This window comes from Deltaproteobacteria bacterium (assembly GCA_016931625.1).
Classification (GTDB): Bacteria; Myxococcota; XYA12-FULL-58-9; order XYA12-FULL-58-9; family JAFGEK01; genus JAFGEK01.
Map to the genome: position 1 here is coordinate 1 of JAFGEK010000169.1, position 19,462 is coordinate 19,462.

18 protein-coding genes and 1 pseudogene are annotated in these 19,462 nt (G+C 39.3%); 11 read left to right on the plus strand and 8 right to left on the minus strand.

Annotated elements, in window-relative coordinates; all coding sequences use genetic code 11:
* Nucleotides 1-124: 124 nt before the first annotated feature.
* The 8 genes and pseudogenes from metG (at nucleotide 125) to JW841_14560 (ending at nucleotide 8,460) form a co-directional block, all read left to right on the plus strand.
* The gene (gene metG, locus JW841_14525; GenBank protein ID MBN1962153.1) at nucleotides 125-2,215 is read left to right on the plus strand and encodes a methionine--tRNA ligase; all 2,091 of its coding nucleotides are present in this window, start codon (nucleotides 125-127) and stop codon (nucleotides 2,213-2,215) included.
* Nucleotides 2,216-2,938: a HEAT repeat domain-containing protein gene (locus tag JW841_14530; GenBank protein ID MBN1962154.1), complete on the plus strand. Its 723-nt coding sequence runs from the start codon at nucleotides 2,216-2,218 to the stop codon at nucleotides 2,936-2,938.
* A gap of 4 nt (nucleotides 2,939-2,942) precedes the next feature.
* Nucleotides 2,943-3,629 (plus strand): HAD family hydrolase, encoded by a 687-nt coding sequence (locus JW841_14535; GenBank protein ID MBN1962155.1) that lies wholly within the window; start codon nucleotides 2,943-2,945, stop codon nucleotides 3,627-3,629.
* An 80-nt stretch (nucleotides 3,630-3,709) separates the two neighbouring features.
* Nucleotides 3,710-4,813: a DUF362 domain-containing protein gene (locus JW841_14540; GenBank protein ID MBN1962156.1), complete on the plus strand. Its 1,104-nt coding sequence runs from the start codon at nucleotides 3,710-3,712 to the stop codon at nucleotides 4,811-4,813.
* A gap of 103 nt (nucleotides 4,814-4,916) precedes the next feature.
* Nucleotides 4,917-5,802 (plus strand): annotated as a pseudogene (locus tag JW841_14545) (IS3 family transposase).
* A gap of 242 nt (nucleotides 5,803-6,044) precedes the next feature.
* Nucleotides 6,045-7,244, plus strand: coding sequence for an aminopeptidase (locus JW841_14550; protein MBN1962157.1), 1,200 nt, complete (start codon nucleotides 6,045-6,047; stop codon nucleotides 7,242-7,244).
* Between the two features lie 232 nt (nucleotides 7,245-7,476).
* Nucleotides 7,477-7,929, plus strand: a complete 453-nt coding sequence (locus JW841_14555) for a DUF4143 domain-containing protein (protein MBN1962158.1) — start codon at nucleotides 7,477-7,479, stop codon at nucleotides 7,927-7,929.
* Nucleotides 7,930-8,133: 204 nt separating this feature from the next.
* On the plus strand, nucleotides 8,134-8,460 hold the full coding sequence (locus JW841_14560; GenBank protein MBN1962159.1) for a hypothetical protein: 327 nt from the start codon (nucleotides 8,134-8,136) through the stop codon (nucleotides 8,458-8,460).
* Here the strand turns inward: JW841_14560 and JW841_14565 are convergent.
* From JW841_14565 to JW841_14580, 4 genes are all read right to left on the minus strand, one after another.
* The gene (locus JW841_14565; GenBank protein ID MBN1962160.1) at nucleotides 8,437-9,264 is read right to left on the minus strand and encodes a DNA methylase; all 828 of its coding nucleotides are present in this window, start codon (nucleotides 9,262-9,264) and stop codon (nucleotides 8,437-8,439) included. The genes JW841_14560 and JW841_14565 overlap by 24 nt on opposite strands.
* Nucleotides 9,233-9,766: a shikimate kinase gene (locus JW841_14570; GenBank protein MBN1962161.1), complete on the minus strand. Its 534-nt coding sequence runs from the start codon at nucleotides 9,764-9,766 to the stop codon at nucleotides 9,233-9,235. The genes JW841_14565 and JW841_14570 overlap by 32 nt, the downstream gene beginning before the upstream one ends.
* Nucleotides 9,763-10,620 carry a shikimate dehydrogenase gene (gene aroE, locus JW841_14575; protein ID MBN1962162.1) on the minus strand — a complete coding sequence of 286 codons (858 nt, stop codon included), beginning with the start codon at nucleotides 10,618-10,620 and terminating at the stop codon, nucleotides 9,763-9,765. Before aroE ends, JW841_14570 begins: the two co-directional genes overlap by 4 nt.
* 131 nt (nucleotides 10,621-10,751) lie before the next feature.
* Nucleotides 10,752-12,329, minus strand: a complete 1,578-nt coding sequence (locus JW841_14580; GenBank protein ID MBN1962163.1) for a hypothetical protein — start codon at nucleotides 12,327-12,329, stop codon at nucleotides 10,752-10,754.
* A gap of 332 nt (nucleotides 12,330-12,661) precedes the next feature.
* Here JW841_14580 and JW841_14585 point away from each other — a divergent pair, with 332 nt between their 5' ends.
* From JW841_14585 to JW841_14595, 3 genes are read left to right on the plus strand one after another with little or no spacing between them, the layout of a single operon-like run.
* Nucleotides 12,662-12,988 carry a hypothetical protein gene (locus JW841_14585; protein MBN1962164.1) on the plus strand — a complete coding sequence of 109 codons (327 nt, stop codon included), beginning with the start codon at nucleotides 12,662-12,664 and terminating at the stop codon, nucleotides 12,986-12,988.
* A complete protein-coding gene (locus tag JW841_14590) occupies nucleotides 12,985-13,518 on the plus strand; it encodes a hypothetical protein (protein MBN1962165.1) in 534 nt (177 codons plus the stop codon). Before JW841_14585 ends, JW841_14590 begins: the two co-directional genes overlap by 4 nt.
* A gap of 37 nt (nucleotides 13,519-13,555) precedes the next feature.
* Nucleotides 13,556-14,353 carry an enoyl-CoA hydratase/isomerase family protein gene (locus tag JW841_14595; protein MBN1962166.1) on the plus strand — a complete coding sequence of 266 codons (798 nt, stop codon included), beginning with the start codon at nucleotides 13,556-13,558 and terminating at the stop codon, nucleotides 14,351-14,353.
* A gap of 59 nt (nucleotides 14,354-14,412) precedes the next feature.
* On the opposite strand, the gene JW841_14600 is transcribed toward JW841_14595, so the two are convergent.
* The 4 genes from JW841_14600 to JW841_14615 form a co-directional block, all read right to left on the minus strand.
* Nucleotides 14,413-15,213: a hypothetical protein gene (locus JW841_14600; GenBank protein ID MBN1962167.1), complete on the minus strand. Its 801-nt coding sequence runs from the start codon at nucleotides 15,211-15,213 to the stop codon at nucleotides 14,413-14,415.
* Between the two features lie 2 nt (nucleotides 15,214-15,215).
* Nucleotides 15,216-16,889, minus strand: coding sequence for a hypothetical protein (locus JW841_14605; protein ID MBN1962168.1), 1,674 nt, complete (start codon nucleotides 16,887-16,889; stop codon nucleotides 15,216-15,218).
* 211 nt (nucleotides 16,890-17,100) lie between these two features.
* Entirely contained in the window at nucleotides 17,101-18,663 is a 1,563-nt protein-coding gene (murJ, locus tag JW841_14610) for a murein biosynthesis integral membrane protein MurJ (GenBank protein ID MBN1962169.1), read from the minus strand.
* A gap of 84 nt (nucleotides 18,664-18,747) precedes the next feature.
* On the minus strand, nucleotides 18,748-19,462 hold a 715-nt coding region (locus JW841_14615; GenBank protein MBN1962170.1), incomplete at its 5' end, for a hypothetical protein.

Below are 19,462 nucleotides of genomic sequence, written 5' to 3' on the forward strand. Positions count from 1 at the left end.
AAGTCGCAGGCAGGATTTTTACGAGCACGTGGCCGTAAGTAGCGGATTTCGTGAAGATCGACGGGAGACATTTAGGGACACCCCCTAATTTATTAAAGCTGTAAGCGAAGGAATAAAAGGCAAAATGAAGCAACGCATACTTGTTACTGCAGGACTACCATATGCAAATGGAAGTATTCATTTAGGCCATTTAGTTGGGTATTGTCAGGCAGATTTTTACGTAAGAGCCCACAAGCGTCTGGGCGAAAATGCCATTTATATCTGCGCTGACGATACTCACGGAACCCCAATAGAATTAAATGCCGCCCGTCAAGGTGTGAAACCTACAGAGTTAATCGAGCGTTATCATAAAGAACATAAGCGTGACTTTGCCCAATTTGATGTAGCATTCGATTATTTTGGTAGTACCAATAATGATACTAATCGTGAAATAGTTGAACGTGTTTATCATGAACTTCGTCAAAAAGAAGCTTTAGAAGATCGTAGCCTTGACGGCAATTGGTGTGAAAAGGATGAGCGTTTTCTCCCTGATCGTTTTATTAAGGGCGAATGTCCTAATTGTAATGCTGCTGATCAGTACGGTGATGTCTGTGAAGTGTGCGGTAAAACCTATTCTCCAACCGACTTAAAAAATGCGCGCTGTGTTCTATGTGGTGGTACTCCGGTTATTCGTAAAAGTGATCATGTGTTTTTCAAACTTAGCGCCGCACCTAATGTTGAATTCTTACGTAATTGGATAGAATCAGGCGCTTTACTTAGCGACACTGCAAATTATGTTAAAAGCTGGTTAGATTCTGGCTTGCGTGATTGGTGTATTAGTAGAGATGGTCCCTATTTTGGTTTTGCAATACCTGATCGACCGGGTAAATTTTTTTACGTTTGGCTTGATGCTCCGTTAGGATATGTGAGTGCATCAGTTGAGTGGGGGCAACAAAATAAAATTGACTTCACTGAATTATGGCAAGCACCGGATAAAACTCGGATCGAACATTTTATAGGTAAGGATATTGTTTATTTCCACACATTATTTTGGCCAGCGGTATTAAAAGCCGTGGGTTACACTTTACCTTCAGCAATACATGTTAATGGTATGTTGACGGTTGAAGGCGAAAAAATGTCAAAGACGCGCGGCACCTTTATTAATGCTGCAACCTTTGCCGAACATATTGAACCACAAGCACTACGATATTATTATGCCTGTCGTTCAGGAGCGGATAGTTCAGATTTAGACCTATCATTTGAAGATTTTGTGTTACGCGTAAATAGTGAGCTGGTAAACAAGCATGCGAATCTTTTTAGTAGAATGTCACAGTTTCTCTCACAAAAATTGGATAATTGTTTAGGGGATTTGCCATTTCTTGCGCAAGAAGCACAAGCCGCACCATTACTCACGACAAATGAAATTAATAGTATGGTCGAGCAAGCACGTCGGGTAGTGGCAGCCTGTCGTAGAGTTGAAGAATTATATCGCAAACGTGAGTTCGGCCAAGTAGTGCGCGAGCTTGCTGGCGTTGCTGATATTGGCAATGAATTTATGCAATCGGCAAAACCATGGGAACAATTAAAAACCGATCCCGAAAAAGCTCGCGAAACTTTAACTTTTGCAGCTAATGTTTGCTATGCTTTAGCTATGTATTTATGGCCAATCGTACCTAAATTTTCCGAGGCTGGTGCTCGAGTGCTTGGGACAACGATTGATAGCATAGATGCAACAAGATTATTTGCAGAACGCAAGCGCAAATTGGGTACGTTTGAACGCTTATTTGAACGCATTGAACGTAAACAAATCGATGCCATAGTTGATGCTTCAAAACAAAGCATGCCAGATACAAATGCATCTAAAAAGACAAATAGCGCGGAAACTACAGCAGGTGTTATTCAGCTTGGCGAGTTAATTGAATATGATCAATTTAGTAAAGTGGATTTAAGAGTTGGATTAATAGTTAATGCCGAGTCAGTGCCAAAGAGTCAGAAATTAATCCGTCTTGAAGTTGATCTTGGCGAAGGTTCATCACGGCAGATTATTGCTGGTATAGCTCAATCATATAGTCCTAATGTTTTAGTTGGTACTCGTATAGTTGTGGTAGCCAACCTTAAGCCCGCAAAACTTATGGGATTAGAAAGTAGAGGTATGGTGTTAGCCGCAGGCGAAACAACCAATATGTCACTATTACGTATTGAAAAAGAATTAGCTCCAGGCACAAAGGTCAAATAGGTGGTAGATTCAACTGAAATTGATTTTGATGGAGCTTCTTTACCGGTTTTGTTTGAGCTTCTTAATCGACCCCAATCACAGATACGAGCTGATGCAGCATGTGCGATTGGTGATCGTCTACGTACTTGCGAATTGCAGCAACTAGAAGTTCACATGCAAGAAAAGTTAGCGCAAATGCTAGCTGATGAAGCTGCAGCAGTGCGTTTTGAAGCTGCAATTACATTAGCGCTAGCAAAAGATAAAAGAGCGACAGATGAATTAATCAAAGCTTTAAATTCTTCTGCGTTACGTCTTGATGCTATTAGAGCATTAGGCACTAGTGGTGATGAAAGAGCTTTACCGACATTATTAAATATTTTAAATCGCCGATTTTTAATGCCATGGGCGGATAAACTACAAGCAGCAGCAGCTTTATGCGCTTTGGGTGATTTAGCAGGCGCACAATATTTGCAAGAAAAGCTTGCAAGTCGCCGTATGGGTGAACGTGCAGCGGCTATTCATTTTTTAGGTGAGTCGAAACATCCGCAAGCTCGCGCTATACTTGAGCAATTGATTGTTGATAGTAGTGAACCATTACGTGATGTTGCCGTTAGAGCAATAGGGCTTTTACAAGATCCCCAAGTTGCTCAAGTGCTTATTGAAACACGCGTGAATGCTGATACTGAATTAAAAGATGACATTGACCAAGCTTTGACTAAACTTGGTATAAAAACTTCTGCATGACATTATGAATAAACCGCTAGCTAAAAATGCCATAGCTTTTTTTGACCTGGACCGTACTCTTATCGCCAACAATTCTGCATTCGCTTTGCTTTGGCAAGAGATAAAAATCGGTCATGTAGGAATGAGTGAATTTTTGGGAGGTTTGTTATGGCTAATTCGTTATAGCTTTGGGGGCACCAATTTAGCGACAGCCGCAACAACTTTGGTAAAAGCAATTAAGGGACACAGTGAACAAAAGCTACAAGAACGTATGACTGATTTTTATTTAAAATATATGCGTCCATGCTTACGTCCAGGGGCATACGCTGTTTTACGTATGCACAGAGAGAATGGAGATCGTTTGGTGTTACTTACTTCGTCTTCTAAGTATCTTAGCCAATTGATTGTAAAAGACTTAGAACTGGATGACTATCTTTGCACTGAACTTGAAATTGGCGCAGATGGCTTATTTACTGGTAATGTTATAGGGTATCCATGTTTTGGAGATGGTAAGCTTATTGCCGCAAGAAATTATGCAAATGAAGTCAAAGTAGATTTGCAGGAATGCACTTTTTATACTGATTCGGCATCTGATATGCCAGTTTTAGAGGCTGTGGGATATCCTGTTGCAGTAAATCCTGATATTCGCTTACGTAGAATTGCCAAAGTAAAGCATTGGCCGATTGTTGACTGGGGCAAGCCAGCTAAGTAGGTTGTTATTAGAAAAGATAATGAATATGTTATACTTTGATTGTTGAAATAAATATATATTTTTAGCAAAGGCTTCGTATTATGGCATCTGAACTATTATTTGCTCGCTTTAAGCCTAGTAATCTCGAACCGCGTAATTCTATTGGCGCAAAATGGGAGCGTTTGCTTAATCATCTTGATTTAGCCAAAGTGGTTGCTGGTCGTCGTACTGCAATTAAAATGCATTTAGGGGGAGGCCATGGCTTTACTACGATTCATCCTTTGTTTGTGCGAAAATTAGTAAAGAAAATAAAAGCAGCAGGTGCTCGTGAAGTTTTTATTACTGATAGCCCTGGCGCAGTAATAAATGCTATAGATCGTGGATATACTAGCGAAGTTGTTGGTTGCGCCATCATATCAAATACCGGCACTGCCGATCGCTATGTTTATCGGCATGATATTACGCCACCGCATTTAAGTTTAGATCATATCGAATTAGCAGGAGAGATTGTTGACGCTGACGCACTTATCGATCTCTCACATGTAAAAGCTCATGGTGCCTGTGGTTTTGGTGGCGCTTCAAAAAATTTATCAATGGGAGCGGTTGACGGTCCAACGCGTGAACGCTTGCATGCTCTTGAAGGTGGCTTAACTTGGGAGCGTGAAAAGTGCAATCAATGTCGCGCTTGTGTTGATAATTGTGATACTGGCGCTATCAGTTTAAGTGATAGCGGCGAATGGAGTGTGTTTTATCATCACTGTCGTTTTTGTCAGCATTGTGTATTAATTTGCCCTGAGCATGCCATCTCATTAGCTGGTGGTGCCTATGATGATTTTCAACGTGGAATGGCTTTAACCACTAATGAAGTATTAAAAACTTTTGCTCCACAATATATATTGTTTATAAATTTTCTAACAGATATTACTATTTTTTGTGATTGTTGGGGGATGACCACACCACGATTGGTACCGGATATTGGTATTTTGGCCGGACAAGATATCGTAGCCATTGAGCAAGCTACTTTAGATTTGGTGCGCAGTGAAGATTTAATCCCGGGTGCTTTACCTGAACATATTAAATTAGCTGCAGAAACTGGCGCACATTTATTTGAACGTATTCATGGTAAAAATCCATATGTTATTGTCGAACAACTTGAAAAATTAAATCAGGGTAGCCATGAATATAAAATAAAAGAGATAGATTAGGGATACCCCTTGGTGAAAATAAAAAATAGCGAAAATAATTTAACCGAGCCACTTGAACCGCCCCAAATTTTACGGAGACTCCATTTCTTGAGAGGATGGAGTTATGAGACCAAACCAGAATTTTTCTAAAGAAGTAAAGCAACGCGCAGTACGTATGGTTTTTAAGCATGAGAGTGAATACAAGTCACGCTGGCAAGCAGTCGAGTCGATCTGTGCAATGTTACCGATCGCCCCATCGACATTCTACGCCCATAAAACTCGCAGGCTTGATCCTGATAAACGTTCAATGCGCGCTAAACGAGACGAGCAACTACAGGTTGAAATCCAGCGAGTTTATGATGAAAGCGATAGCCTTTATGGCGTCGATAAAGTTTGGCGCCAACTGAAAATACAACACATTGATGTAGCTCGCTGCACTGTAGAGCGTCTCATGCGTAACATGGGGTTTACGAGGGGTAGTTCGCGGTAAAGTCTATAAAGTAACGACAATTGCAGATGAAAGAGCAGATAGGCCACAAGATTTAGTACGACGCATGTTTAGTGCCGACGCGCCAAATAAACTCTCAAGTTGCTGATATAACATTTGTGTCAACTTGGCGGGGATTTGTTTATGTAGCTTTTGTTGTTGATGTGTTTTCTCGTTACCTTGTTGGCTGGAAGGTTGATTCATCATAGCGACAGAGGCAAGCAATATCTGTCTATTCGTTATACGGAGCGTTTGGTGGAAGCTGGCATTGAAAGCTCAGTTGGAAGTGTTGGTAATTCTTATAATAATGCTTTAGCGACAATCAATAAATGGCCTTTTCAAAACTGAAGTTATTCACAGAAAAGGACCATGGCGTAATATTGAAGATGTTGAATTTGCTACTCTTAAATGGATAGATTGGTTTAACAATAAAAGATTACTTGAACCACTTGGCTGGTTGCCACCGGCTAAATATGAAGCTATTTATTATGAAGGTAAGCATGCATTAAAAAATGCTGCTTGACTCAAACAAAAGAGTCTCTGGGATAACCGGGGCGGTTCAAAATGATTGTTTGGGGTGGAAAAAATAATAACAGTCATTTTGACACAATTGGAAGGTATTTGCCGTAAATGGTTATTTTGTTACAGCGTTAACAAAGATATTTGCGCGGCACAACAATTGGGTTTTAGGTTACTCATAATCGTGTCGCGCAAATTGAACATTATATTCTAGAGACAAGGCAGCATTTTAATTGGAGGTATAAAATGTTTACTCCCTCACAACAATTACTTGATAAGTATGCATCAATACTCGTCAACTTTGCCCTTAATAATGGCAATGGAATAAAAAAGGACGATGTGGTGTATATTAGATCCCAATTACCGGGACTCCCGTTGACCAAGGCTATATATCGCACCACTTTAAAAAGTGGCGGTCATCCGCTCGTTGAGATCCAAGATGATGATTTTCGTTTGCTTAAACTTGAAGAAGGCAGTGATGAGCAGATCGGTTTTTTTGCCAAAGAGTATTATCGCGCAGTGGTCGACACTATCGACCATCTTATAGGGATCTTTTCTGATGAAGATCCACTCTATCTCGCAAAAGCTGACCCCCGTAAGCTCTTCTTATCAAACAGCAGCATGAAACCCTTCAGAGATTGGATCTATGCAAAAGAAGATGCAAAGAAGTTAACTTGGACGCTTTGTCTTTACGGTACTGAAGGTGTTGCACGCGAAGCGGGCATGTCTGTTGAACAGTTTTGGGATCAGATCAAACGGGCATGTTTTCTTGATGATATTGATCCCCTTGAACAATGGCGTCGTGTTAACTCTGATATAAAGCAATTGATCACAATTCTCAACGAAATGCCTATTAAAACATTGAGACTCGTCGCGAAAGACACCGATCTTAAGATACACATTGGTGAGCACCGTAAATGGGTAGGTGGGAGTGGACACAATATCCCCAGTTTTGAAATTTTTACTTCACCCGACTGGCGTGGCACCGAAGGCAGAGTTTTTTTTGATCTACCACTTTATCGGTACGGAAATCTTATTAAGGATATCAGTTTAGAATTTCATAACGGCCAAATCGTGCGTGCAACCGCTAAACAAAATGAATCGTTTTTACATGAAATGATTTCGCAGAAAAATGCCGATAGAATTGGCGAATTTTCTCTCACCGACCGACGGTTCTCTAAAATTAACAGGTTTATGGCTAATTCGCTGTATGATGAGAACTTTGGAGGAGATTTCGGTAACACTCACCTTGCTATCGGAAAATCAATTCACGATACCTGTTCTCTCGACCTTAAAAATATGGACGATGAAAAATATGCCGCACTTGGATTTAACGATTCTTCTGAACATACCGATATCATCGCAACCAGTAATCGTACGGTTACTGCCACGCTTGTTGATGGGTCCACTAAACTTATTTATCAGGATGGGGAATTTAGAATATAATATGAAGTCTATTTGCGTTAAGATATCATCTTGTTTTGCTATATAAATCTCTCTTTGCTATTATCTCAATACATAAGTTCTTAATTATTAAGACACTTACAATCTTATATTGGTAAACTGGCTTATAGTTTGCATAAGCCCCTAAAGATCAATATTTCATGACTTGCGCAACAAAAGAAAACTTAGCTAATGCCAAGGCCTAAACGGCGAGGTTTTACGAAGTCTAAAAACACTGTCCCCAATAGTCCCCCCATTTATTGGTGGCAAACGAGCTGAAATAAAAGCGTCTAGAAAAATATACTTTTTTGATTGTGGTATTAGAAATATTATTTTTGGTGGATTTGAACCAATAAATAATCGTAATGAATCTGGTGCTTTATTTGAAAATTGGGTGTTCGCCGAGCTATACCGTGCATCTGGCATTTTAGGTAATATACACTATTGGCGTACTCGACATGGTTTGGAAGTAGATTTTATTTTTCAATACAATAAAAAAATTAGTGCAATTGAAGTGAAACAACAAGCTATGCAAAAACCTATTTTGCCTCGAGCTTTATGTGACTTTATTGATTTATATCAACCTACTCAAGCTTTAGTGGTAAATAGTAATCTTAGCACAACAAAAAAATATAATGGAATAGAAGTGTATTGGTGTAAACCTGCAGAACTTAAAAAATTACTTTAATTTAGGCTTTTTTGCCGCAGATGGTTTTGCTATTTATAGCACACCTTGCAGAATAGTGTCCCTATCTCCTTCTATCTCCTTTAGCGCAACTTAAGCTTATATTTGTACATCTGAACCTTCAATTTTGTCCACTTATCATTATCTAGTTAGATAAATACAGAGTTTAGCGTAACTTAGCATTATTGAGCAAAGATGGAGTGTTTAATGAAGTTGCGCTACTATATTCCGCTGTTTATTTTTGTGGCTTTGATGATTTGGGGTATGTCATCGAATCCCCCAACAACAGCAATGGCACTGTTACAGTTTTTGATGTTCATCGTTGGTTATGTCAATACATTTTTATTTGGTATCAAAGGCACAATTAAAGATGCAGAACCAATATTAAAAACACATACAAAATCTCCATATATTATACCAGCAGTATTGTTTTTCATACCCACGATAATATTAACGGTAATATTAATACCGCGCAATGCTATGATGATTTTTGGTTTTGCTATAGCATTTTTAGCGGCGCTTTTTTATCGCTAATGATTTTTGCGCAATAAATAAATAATTAAATCCACGTAAGAAAAAGTTTTGTTCAGCGGCAGCTTTATGAAAATTGCTTTGTTTAAAAGATTTGTTGTGACGTACGACAGCTATGATATCAACAGGTTGCAAATAATGAGCCAGTGAAGCAAACAATTCAAAACCTACTGGTGCAAAACCATGTTTTTTTATGAAAAAATCGCAGACGTATAAGGCAAAATAACCACCTGGTTGCAGAATGCGGCAGCACTCACGAAATACTTTATCCATTTCGTGATAATAATCATTACCGTAGGGGCTAAGTTTGCCAATACAACGAGGCTCGTCTGAATATTTAATGTGATTTCCATAAGGCGGATCAGCAAAGACTACTTTAGCTATATTGTTTGGTAGTGGTAGGTTACGAGCGTCTGCAATTTCAATATCTTGACGTGTTGAGACTAAGTCAAAGCCACGTGCTTGACGTTGTAAATCAAAAGCAACATCTAAAGTTGTGCCCGAACCGCAAAATGGATCAACAATCAGATCATTATTTTTACTATAGCGAGATATCACATTCCATATGACATACGCAGGTGTAGCGCCAATATATTCGCGGTCGCCTTGTGTTTTATCGCCATAGTGTTGCGAGGGATAATCCCACAAGGTTGTAGTCTGTAGGGCTAGCGGCGGTTTCGCGGGGCGTGAAAATCGACGTTGACGATATTTTTCAGATGACGACTTAGTATGACGAAAGATACGTTTTTCTTTAGTAGGCACTAGATGAAAATCCTTATTTATATTTTTCAATATTGTCTTTGGCATAACGAAAATGATTAGTAATAGTTAGCGCCAAATCATTAATCGATTGATTATCAGTAGCTATCTCAACATGAGCTATTTTACGATACAAAGGTATGCGTCGAGCAAGTACTTCTTTAATTTCTTCAATAAAACTTTTAGCACCAGTTAATGATGGTCTTTGTGTATCATCTGCAATTCGTGATGCTATAGTCGATATTTCAGCTTTGAGCCAAAATACTATGCAGTTTTGTTTTAAAATAGCAATGTTAGATTCACGCTCAATAATACCACCACCACAGTCAATTACTAAGCCATCTTTTAAGGCGTATTGGGCGCATATTTTTTCTTCAAGGTCGCGAAAATTAACCCAACCGTGCTTAGCAACTATTTCTGGAATAGTCATACCAGCTTCATTGGCGATTTCTCGATCTAAACTTATAACATTAAGATTGAGTAGTTGACCAAGCTGTGAAGCAATAACACTTTTGCCGGTGCCGCGATAGCCAACTAATGCTAAGTTCATAATCGCTCCAACAACACTTGTCGCATTACTTCAACAGGAGGCTTTTTACCGGTCCACAATTCAAATTGTACCAAAGCTTGCCCTAAAAACATTTCAACCCCTTCGATGATCCGACAACCAGCAGCAGCAGCTTGTTGCAGTAATTGTGTGCGTCGTGGATTGTAGACGATATCGAAGACTGCAAGGTCATTACGTAAAAGCGATGTTGGCACTAGTGATTGCGATTGATTTGGGCTTTGACCAACCGGAGTACAATGCAATAAAATGTCGCTTTGATTAATAGCATATTTTAAATTATGGTCATTAAGGGTAAGACCATCAACTTTTAAGCCAGAGCGTTGAGTTATATCGTTAGTAAGTTTTGTGAGTTCAGTGTCATCAATACTCAAAATAGAGAGGTTTTGAGGGCGAGCTTCTAATGCTAAAGTCATACTGATAGCGCGAGCACCACCACCTGAACCTAGCATAAGCACGCGTTGGCCTTTAGGGTCTGCCCCTGCTTCGCGCAATGCATTAAGAGCGCCGCGACCATCGCTGTTATAACCACGTAACCGGCCATTGTCATTTACTACAGTGTTGATACAGCCAATGGCATTAGCAGTAGGATCAACTTCATCCATACAAGAAAGAGCACAGACTTTGTGAGGTATGGTTACTGAAAGCCCACGGTAATTAAGGGTACGAATGGCTGCAATACCTTCTTTTATTTGCCCTGGAGCTATATCATGCGCAACGTAAACTAAGGGAATACCCAAAGCAGCAAAAGCAGCATTATGGATAGCAGGTGATAGCGAGTGGCCAACCGGATGCCCAAATAGAGCGCAAATTCGATGTGTAGGATCAATACGTGACATAAAGCCTCTTTACTACTGTAAGACAGTAAGTGGCAAATAACTTGAGGCAACAATTTAAAAATTTGGTTTTTTTGACGTGGTATTAAGGTTGTTGCACTAATATACCATGGTGGGCTGAAGCCTTGATTCGCTTAATATGTTAACACATATACCATATGACTGGTGATGGGTCCGGTGGTATTTGTATTATCTATGGTATGGCCATTTTCAACGGGTATAATCATGTCGTAGGCTTCGCCACCTTTGAGAAAATCAAAAGTGACTGCTGGATAATCTGGGCAAATGAGTGTCTTAGTAGTGTTAAAGTTTGGCGAGACATGTAATTTTAGCTGTTTTTTATCATCACCTAGTGATTCGACGGTGCCAGTTATTGAAAAAGTAACACTACCTTGAATAGTCATTGAGCATTCATCACCTTCATTTCCGCCAGCACCTACACCAGTTACAGCAAAAGTGTTACTACCTGCTAAATTATTTTCACTGCCAACAGTTTCTAGCGCTACTGAGCCACTATAACTGTAAGTGTCATAAAAATTAATTTCGGTGGTGAACTGATCAAAAGATATACTTAGTACATATTCACTTTCGCTAACAGTAATTGGCTGCGTACGTTTAAATATTTTTACATCGCTAGATTCGCAGGATGTATAGAAAGAGCGTACTACGGCATCTTCATCACCAGCGGTGAAAGTGGTAGTTGCTTCACCAGATGATTGGGTAGTGTTAGTACCTGGATTTATTTCACCCGGGCCAGAAGCCAAATCAAAAGCGATAGTTTTGCCGATCAATGGTGAATTATCACAGCTAAGTTGTGCGCGAACTGTTGTTTGCTCATCTTCTTCTAAGACTGTTTGGTCAGCCTTAAGAGTAAAGTCAGGTTCGGCGCAATCGTAATAGTTAACCACCGTCATCGTAATGCTGCCCGAAAAAGAATTGCCTTTGCTTACGTCATAATTGTAATCAATCATTATTAATGGCGATGAAGCATTGTCAGATTTTCGACCAACTCGTTGTATGCGATTATCATTAATAGAATTTATTTCAAAAGTTAAATTAAAATCAAAACCAACTATTTCATAACACTCGTTATTTTTAATTTGTTTATCACCTATTTTACAAATGTTTGCCTGATACCAGGCAATAAATGAGGCCATAAATGCATCGGCATTACCGGAGTTAAGAAGATTGCTAAAGGCACCACCGCCGTAACCAGAAAAATGAGTAACTTCAGCAGTAAAATGCATACCATCATCACTAACAGTGGCAGTAATATCAGTAGCGTCCCATCGTTTTTCATCAGTGTTCCACCACAATAGAGGTAGAGTAGCGCCAGGTGTCAGTTGTTGATTGGCGGTGATAGTTATAGTTACAGGCTTGTCAAATTGTAATCCGTCAGGCTCAGCTTTTATGGCGCCAACAAATTCTGGAATTGGAGCCCAGTTATCAGGAAAATCTGATTCAGAGGTATAAGAGGTAATCTTAAGCTCGGTAGCTTCGTTTATGGCACCTGCAGGTACTTCTATCTTAACCCCACCTTCTCCTTCAACAATGCCACCATCGGCACCAATAGTAACAATAGAAGTGCTATCCTCAGTATCTTTTTTATTTTTATTTTCTTGGCAAGAACCACCGAAATTCATCAAGGCAAATATGAAGAGGACGAAAATAAAACTTCGCTGATGAGTGGCAAATCTTGCGGGTTTAGTCATTTGCAGTCTCCTATTGCTAATTGACTTGAGAAAGAAACCCTTTTTTTTAAAGTTGGTCAACACTGTAAGCCATAATTTGTGACGAACTTACATGGTGTATATTCAATATGGATCGTATTTAATTTTATAGTTATTAAGTGATGGTCTGAGCATCAAATGTTCACATTTATCTTTTTTTAAGGTGTTAGTTTGGCTGATCGCAATATCAAATCAAGGGGAGAAAAGTGCCTGCAGTAAAAGGAATCAATTGATACGATAGTAAAAAAAAATTAAACAAAGTAATCTCTTTGAAAAGAGGAATATTCTTGCTATAAAAAAACTATATAATCACTATGGACCCACATCGACTCGCAGAGATTCGTTCAATTGCTTACCATCGTGCAGTGGCCGAAAAACTACATAAACAACCTGAATTAATAGAAGTAGCCCTAGAACGCTTAGCTAATTGGGAGAAAACTGGTCATTGTGCTTTAAAGTATATTGAACAATGGAGGCATAAGTTATCTTACTCCCTTGATAAATTGGAGGTTTTTCTAGTAGCTGATACAGAATCCGCACGAGAGTTACGGCAATCAACTCCATTTGCCGGAATAATCGATGCACGTGAGCGCTGGCGTATTTGGCGAGAAACATTAGCGAGTGTAAATGTAAGGCAATGAAGCGAACGGATCTTGAACATATCATTCGTGCTGCTGCTGATATTGCTGCTGATAATGAAATTATCATCATCGGGAGTCAGGCAATATTAGCATTTGAATTAAAATTTACTGGGGATTTAATTGCATCTATGGAAGCTGATGTATTTCCTAAAAATTATCCAGAGCGCGCAGATTTAATCGACGGCACTATTGGTGAAGGTTCACCATTTCACGCAACCTTTGGCTATTACGCACAAGGTGTTGCGGCAACGACCGCAGTTTTACCAAAAGGTTGGCAAGAACGCTTAGTTGCTATTCAAAATGAAAATACTCGTGGTGCAATCGGATGGTGCTTAGAATGTCACGATTTGATTATTAGTAAATATGTTGCCAACCGTCCAAAAGACCTTTCATTTATTCGTGCGGCGATTGAGCAAAAGATTCTTAATAAGGATATTTTATTATTGCGAATTTTAGAGTCACCAATTAATGAAGAATTAAAGAAGCAAATATCGATAAAAATTGAAAGTGATTTTCGTAAAATATTATAAATATATTTTGTTTGTTATAAACTTGGTTGATATCATTATGAAAACTCTACTTATCCAACATAAGCAAGACATAACCACGATTACGTTAAATCGCCCAGAGTGTCGCAATGCGCTTAATCAAGAAATGATTGCCGAGTTAACCCAAGCCTTTGGCAATCTTAGTCCTGAGATGCGCACGGTAATTTTATGTGGTGCTGGTGATATATTTTGTGCGGGGGCAGATTTAAATTGGATGCGGCAGAGTAAAGATTTCACTCATGCAGAAAATTTAGCTGATGCTAAGCATTTAGCAGATATGTTTGCTGCAATTGTTAATGCTAAATGTGCCACAATCGCTAAAGTGCATGGTGCAGCTTTTGGTGGTGGTGCAGGTTTAGCGGCTTGCTGTGATATTGTGGTTGCTGATGAAAATTGTAAATTCGGTTTTCCTGAGGTGCGTATAGGGTTAATTCCGGCAGTAATTTCACCTTATGTTTTACGACGTATTAGTGTGGCCCAAGTTCAACGCTACTTTATTACTGGTGAAACCATAACCGCTACACGTGCTTTGCAAATTGGTTTGGTTGATGAAATATATAGTACAGCGGTATGTGATGATGTGATTAACAAACTTATTAAAAACTTATTGGCAGCTGGGCCGAACGCATTAATTGCAGCAAAACGTTTGCTGCATGACGTATCGAAACTAATTAACAATACTGATGCTAATAAATATTATGAATATACTAGCGAGGCAATCGCATCATTGCGGGTGCAGGCAGAAGCACAAGAAGGATTAAAAGCCTTTTTAGAAAAGCGCCAACCCAGTTGGATTAAAAATAAGAAACAAGAATAAATTTTAAGGCAGTTAACAATAAATCGATAAGTTAGAAATTAATGCGAAATTTCGGCGAGTTATGGCAGATTTGCTTGCATAAATATATTACCTAATACTTTCTCATCATTTTTATTAGGCTGCTGTGCTAAAATAATATCCAATTGCGCCAAACCCGGTTGCTCTTTTGTCAGATTATTAGCGCTGACTTGTTTTATTGCCGTTGTTATTCGCAGCAAACCTAAAGATGATAACGTATAAATTGCTCGTAAAACAGAAGTTATTTGAGCTGAACCAAAACGATGTGCTGCAGCTAAGATATCGACGAAGGATACACCTTCACGTAATTGTGCCGCTATTGCTGATTCAAGAGAATCAAGCTCTGCAAGTACTACAGGAACTGGTTCAATTAATGCAAAACGGTGTTTTGCATTAAGAATACTATCAAGTCGTCGTCGTAAATTTGACTCGGTCAATTCATAAACGCTCAGTCCGGTGCGAATTAGCGCCATCCAATCCTGTGGTAGATTGAACTTAATTGCTGAAGGTAATGGCATTTCGAAAAAACGCGCCATAGTATCTTCAAGTGCGAATAAATCATGCCAATGTTGCGCAAGAACTTCTCTTTCGAGTGTAATTTCTTTGATACGATTATACCAATCACTAATCCGTTGGGTTTCAGTAGTAAAAGGGTTATAGGCATGCAAATCAATACGCACGGGCATTCCATCGGTTATTGCTAAAAATACCGTTTGTATGCCGAGATGTATCAAAAATACGCCAGTAGCTTGCTCAGCACGGAGCCGATATAAAGAACCAGCTAAGCCAGTGCCAGCAATACCGATTTCCCAGGTTGGATTTTCAGAGAGTTGTACACTCACTATTATCCCCAGTTTTCCATTTCTTGGTCGAGAGGACCAAGTTCAACTTGATCCTTAGTCGCCAATAATTCACGAACTACTTGCATAAGACTATGTAAACGTTCTTTAGTCTTAGCTTCAAATTTTACTACAATATTAGGCGAAGTGTTAGAAATTCGCACAACTAACCAAGCACCATCACTAAATTGTAAGCGTATACCATCAACTTCAACAATTGAAGCAGTATGACCTTGAATTTTTAACCCATTGATAACTTGCATTGGCACTTGGGTAGCAAGTTCACTACTATATCTTTTAATGAGTTCTTGACGCACAGTATCAACCAAATCATTTTTAATTTCGTCTGGCACATACAAACGTAGCTCATTAGAAGTTGCATAGGTTGGCAATTCTGCCATTATCTCACGCACGGTGCTTGCTTTTTCAACACCGCGCTTATCAACAATCTTTAGAAAACGTAAAGCTGAGTAAATGCCATCATCAATAAGATAATTTTTTGCGTATTCAAGAATATTACCTTTTTCATCAAGACTTGCAGTGGGGAAAAAGAAGTGACCGGAGGCTTCGGCACTAACTTCTACGCGAGTTTTGTTAAGCTCAGGTATTTCTAGGCTCGCAAATTGACGATGGCTTGGATAACCAGCAGTAATAAAAAGACCGTTACCACCATGCTTAATCACAGTGTCTCGCACAACATTTGAAGCACGCACATCAAGTGCTAAAACATGGCCATGATTCGCTGGTTCATCAAGATAGTCAGCATAAAAAATTGCCGCCATTCGTTCAGGCCAAACTACATCACCTTGCTCATCAACAAAGCCAGAACGATCTGAGTCACCATCAAGGGCAATACCAATCCACGGTTGTTCACTAGTTTTTAATGCAGTATTGAGTGTTTTAATACGCTCACGCAAAGCATGAGTGCCTTCGTCAGATGAAGGATCTGCTAAATGATTAGGAAATGAAGAGATAGGCTTTGCAAACATTTCTTCAACTTCGCAACCTGCGTGGCGCAAAATTGGAGTTATTACACGTCCAATGCCATTACCTGCATCCATTACTACATGTAATTTATGCTTATATTGCTCAAATGCTAAGCGCAGCATTGCCATGTATTGACCAAGAATATCTACTTTAGAAACTTTACCTCGTTGCACCTTATCAACATCTGCGCGAAAACGACCTTCGTTAATGATTGGTATAAGTTTTTGTAAGTCTTCGCCAAATAAGGCTTTAAGCCCGACACTTATTTTGAGGCCGTTAAATTCAGGGGGATTGTGGCTACCTGTTACTTGTATTGCACCTTGCAACTGGCTTTTGATTAAATACCAGCTTAATGCACCTGTAGGTAAAAATGAGTGCCCATCATAAATTTCTTGGTTGGTATTATGTATGACATTAATGCCAATCCGAGTAAAGCCGCGCGTTAAACCTTGAACTAATTCTGGTGATAAGTGACGGTGATCGCTAGTGACGGCCACGGTGCCGCCAATCTCAATCAACGAGCCAACAGCACGACCAAAAGCTTCAGCGATTTCGGGGTTGAGATTTTGAGGTCTTTCTTTACCACCAGCAACAACCGGGCGAATATAACCGCGGACGTCATAGCCGCGCACAATGTTGGGATCAATAGTTACATTCAAATTGCTAGAAGAATTGTTTACTTCAGTGGCCATAATTTACTGCACTTCCTTTTTTGGTTTTAATTAGTTTAATCTTATAAATCCGTTGTTATAAAAACAATAGATATAACAAGTCATTATTGTGCTTGCTATTTAAGTTAAACTCTATATTTTTTTGTCATACCTCATGCGCTGTTTGATTATATTTTGTAATATTATGCAAATATCTATGTGATTAATAAAGATATAGCAATATTATGATTAATTATTTTGTTTTTTGTCGTCGACGCAGCACTTTAAGCATTTCACTAAATTCGCGAATTTTTAAAACACGCACTACTCCAAAATATATCAAACCTCCAACAACGATCGGAACCAAGGCTTTAATTAACTGACCTTTAATTCCTGCCAGCATATATGGCGATAATAGCTGTGCAGTGCCGTATGCTGCTGCTGCCATTAATGACGCAGCGATTAGAATTTGGGCAAATTGCCGCCCCCATTGTGACGTTGCCAAGCCACCAAAAAGTCGCCGCCAAGCAAAAAATAAAACTAAAAAATTTATCGTAGCTGCACAGGCAGTACCAAGCGCCACGCCGCGATAACTTAGTATAGGAAATAGAATTATATTTAAACTAACGTTAGTAATCATACCTAAAATGCTGCCGAAAACTGGAACACGCGCCGCCCCCATGGCGTAAAAGGCTGGTGCAAATACTTTTACTGCTGAGTAGCCGTAAAGCCCAAGAGCGTAAAATACCAAAGCCGACGCAGTGCCTGCAGTATCAACAGCACTAAAGCGACCATGCTCAAATATAAGTGCAATAATTGGATTGGCAAGCACTATTAAACCCAAAGCCGACGGAATATTTAAAAAAGCTACCATACGCATGGCCGAGCCTAAAGTGCGCCGTACCCCTTCAATATCTTTTGCTGCTACTTGTTGTGCAACACCAGCACCAGCTACGGTAGCGATGGCGACACCAAAAACCCCAAGTGGTAATTGCATTAAGCGAAAGGCGATTTGCAAATAGGTATTGGCGCTTTCAACATGCGAAGCAAAAATGGTGTTTACTAAAATGTTTATTTGGGTTGCAGATAACCCAATAAGTGCCGCAGCCATTAAGCTGCCAATACGGCGCAAACCAGGTTCGGCAAAAATTGAGCGCGAAAGCTTTATACTAACGCGAAAACCAGCGCGCCATAAGGCTGGTAATTGAACCGACAATTGCAATAAACCGCCAAGTAATGCTCCCAATGCCCAGCCGGTTACAGTGGTAAGCGGACTGGCTTGGTAAAACCATAAACCGATACCTACAACAATCGCACCAACGTTAAAAAATGCGGGTGCCAAAGCAGGTGCGGTAAAACGACTTTGGGCATTGAGCATGCCCATGACAATGGCCGACAGTGATACCAATAGCAAAAATGGCATCATTATGCGGGTTAAATGGGCAGCCAGGTCACTTTGGCTGGCAGAAAATCCTGGGGCAAGTACAGCAACAAGGGGGTATGCAAGAGCGATACCAATGATGACTATCGCTCCGACTATTATAAGAATGAGCGCAATTAAACTATTAGCTAAACGATAAGCCGCCTCAATGCCTTTGTTGCGTTCATAATCGGCAAAAGTGGGGATAAAAGCAGCAGATAAAGAGCCTTCAGCTAATAAATCACGCAATAAATTGGGGATGCGAAAAGCGACGACAAAAGCATCAGAGTAACGATTAGCGCCAATTAAGGCGACGAATAATTGGTCGCGAATAAGGCCGAGTACCCGCGAGGCCATGGTCGCGATAGAAACCCATAATGCTTTAGCCATACGCATTTACATACCTAAGAAAAATAAATAATTATTTAATGGCTATGTATGTGGAAATGAGGAATTTAGAAAGAAAATAGTCAACAGTTGTTACTGACTTAGCTCGAATTCTTTTTTCAACTTATACTGCTGGCTAATTTGATCTTGGGTATATTCGCGCTTTTTTAATCCAGTAATAAAAATATAATCTTGTAAAAGTGATTGTTGAATTGAATTTAAGTGATAATCATTTGCTTGTAGATCAATATATATATCCTTATATGTTGAAGCTATACTACTATAAAGAATTAATCTATTGTTTATTAGCAAGTTAAGAAATTCTAACGATTGAATCAGCAATTTATCGGTTTCAGTAAAATCAGTTACTATTAACTTACAAATATTATCTACTAACCATCGATAGTGTTCTTTATATTCTTCAACAGTAATTTCGTAGTTTCTATTACTGCCATTCATTTGGCCGCGTTTATTATTATGGAAGGCAACCCATAGGCGGGCGCGAAAAATACCAGCTAAGATTTCACCCCGAGTTTTGGGCACTATCCAAGGGGCATCAACTTTTTTATAAAATGCTTGTAATGCACTAAAGGTCTTTTGTTTTCGACCTATTTTATCATCATTAAATTTTGTTGAAATATAGTTGTCTAATAAATTTTGTTCCGCGCTTGTGAGATACGGCATAGCTTTTATATCACGTATATCAGGAACACCATCAGCATTCGCATCTGATAATTGAAATGCTTCAACTAGGCCGATGTTATTTGTTATTTCAGTATTATTGCCTTTTACTTTATGTAGTATTTCG

Excerpts from the sequence above, each read along its gene's own strand:
- metG (MBN1962153.1), top strand. The coding sequence starts at position 125 with ATGAAGCAACGCATACTTGTTACTGCAGGACTACCATATGCAAATGGA.
- JW841_14535 (MBN1962155.1), top strand. The coding sequence starts at position 2,943 with ATGAATAAACCGCTAGCTAAAAATGCCATAGCTTTTTTTGACCTGGAC.
- JW841_14540 (MBN1962156.1), top strand. The coding sequence starts at position 3,710 with ATGGCATCTGAACTATTATTTGCTCGCTTTAAGCCTAGTAATCTCGAA.
- JW841_14550 (MBN1962157.1), top strand. The coding sequence starts at position 6,045 with ATGTTTACTCCCTCACAACAATTACTTGATAAGTATGCATCAATACTC.
- JW841_14560 (MBN1962159.1), top strand. The coding sequence starts at position 8,134 with ATGAAGTTGCGCTACTATATTCCGCTGTTTATTTTTGTGGCTTTGATG.
- JW841_14565 (MBN1962160.1), bottom strand. The coding sequence starts at position 9,264 with ATGCCAAAGACAATATTGAAAAATATAAATAAGGATTTTCATCTAGTG.
- JW841_14570 (MBN1962161.1), bottom strand. The coding sequence starts at position 9,766 with ATGAACTTAGCATTAGTTGGCTATCGCGGCACCGGCAAAAGTGTTATT.
- aroE (MBN1962162.1), bottom strand. The coding sequence starts at position 10,620 with ATGTCACGTATTGATCCTACACATCGAATTTGCGCTCTATTTGGGCAT.
- JW841_14580 (MBN1962163.1), bottom strand. The coding sequence starts at position 12,329 with ATGACTAAACCCGCAAGATTTGCCACTCATCAGCGAAGTTTTATTTTC.
- JW841_14585 (MBN1962164.1), top strand. The coding sequence starts at position 12,662 with ATGGACCCACATCGACTCGCAGAGATTCGTTCAATTGCTTACCATCGT.
- JW841_14590 (MBN1962165.1), top strand. The coding sequence starts at position 12,985 with ATGAAGCGAACGGATCTTGAACATATCATTCGTGCTGCTGCTGATATT.
- JW841_14595 (MBN1962166.1), top strand. The coding sequence starts at position 13,556 with ATGAAAACTCTACTTATCCAACATAAGCAAGACATAACCACGATTACG.
- JW841_14605 (MBN1962168.1), bottom strand. The coding sequence starts at position 16,889 with ATGGCCACTGAAGTAAACAATTCTTCTAGCAATTTGAATGTAACTATT.
- murJ (MBN1962169.1), bottom strand. The coding sequence starts at position 18,663 with ATGCGTATGGCTAAAGCATTATGGGTTTCTATCGCGACCATGGCCTCG.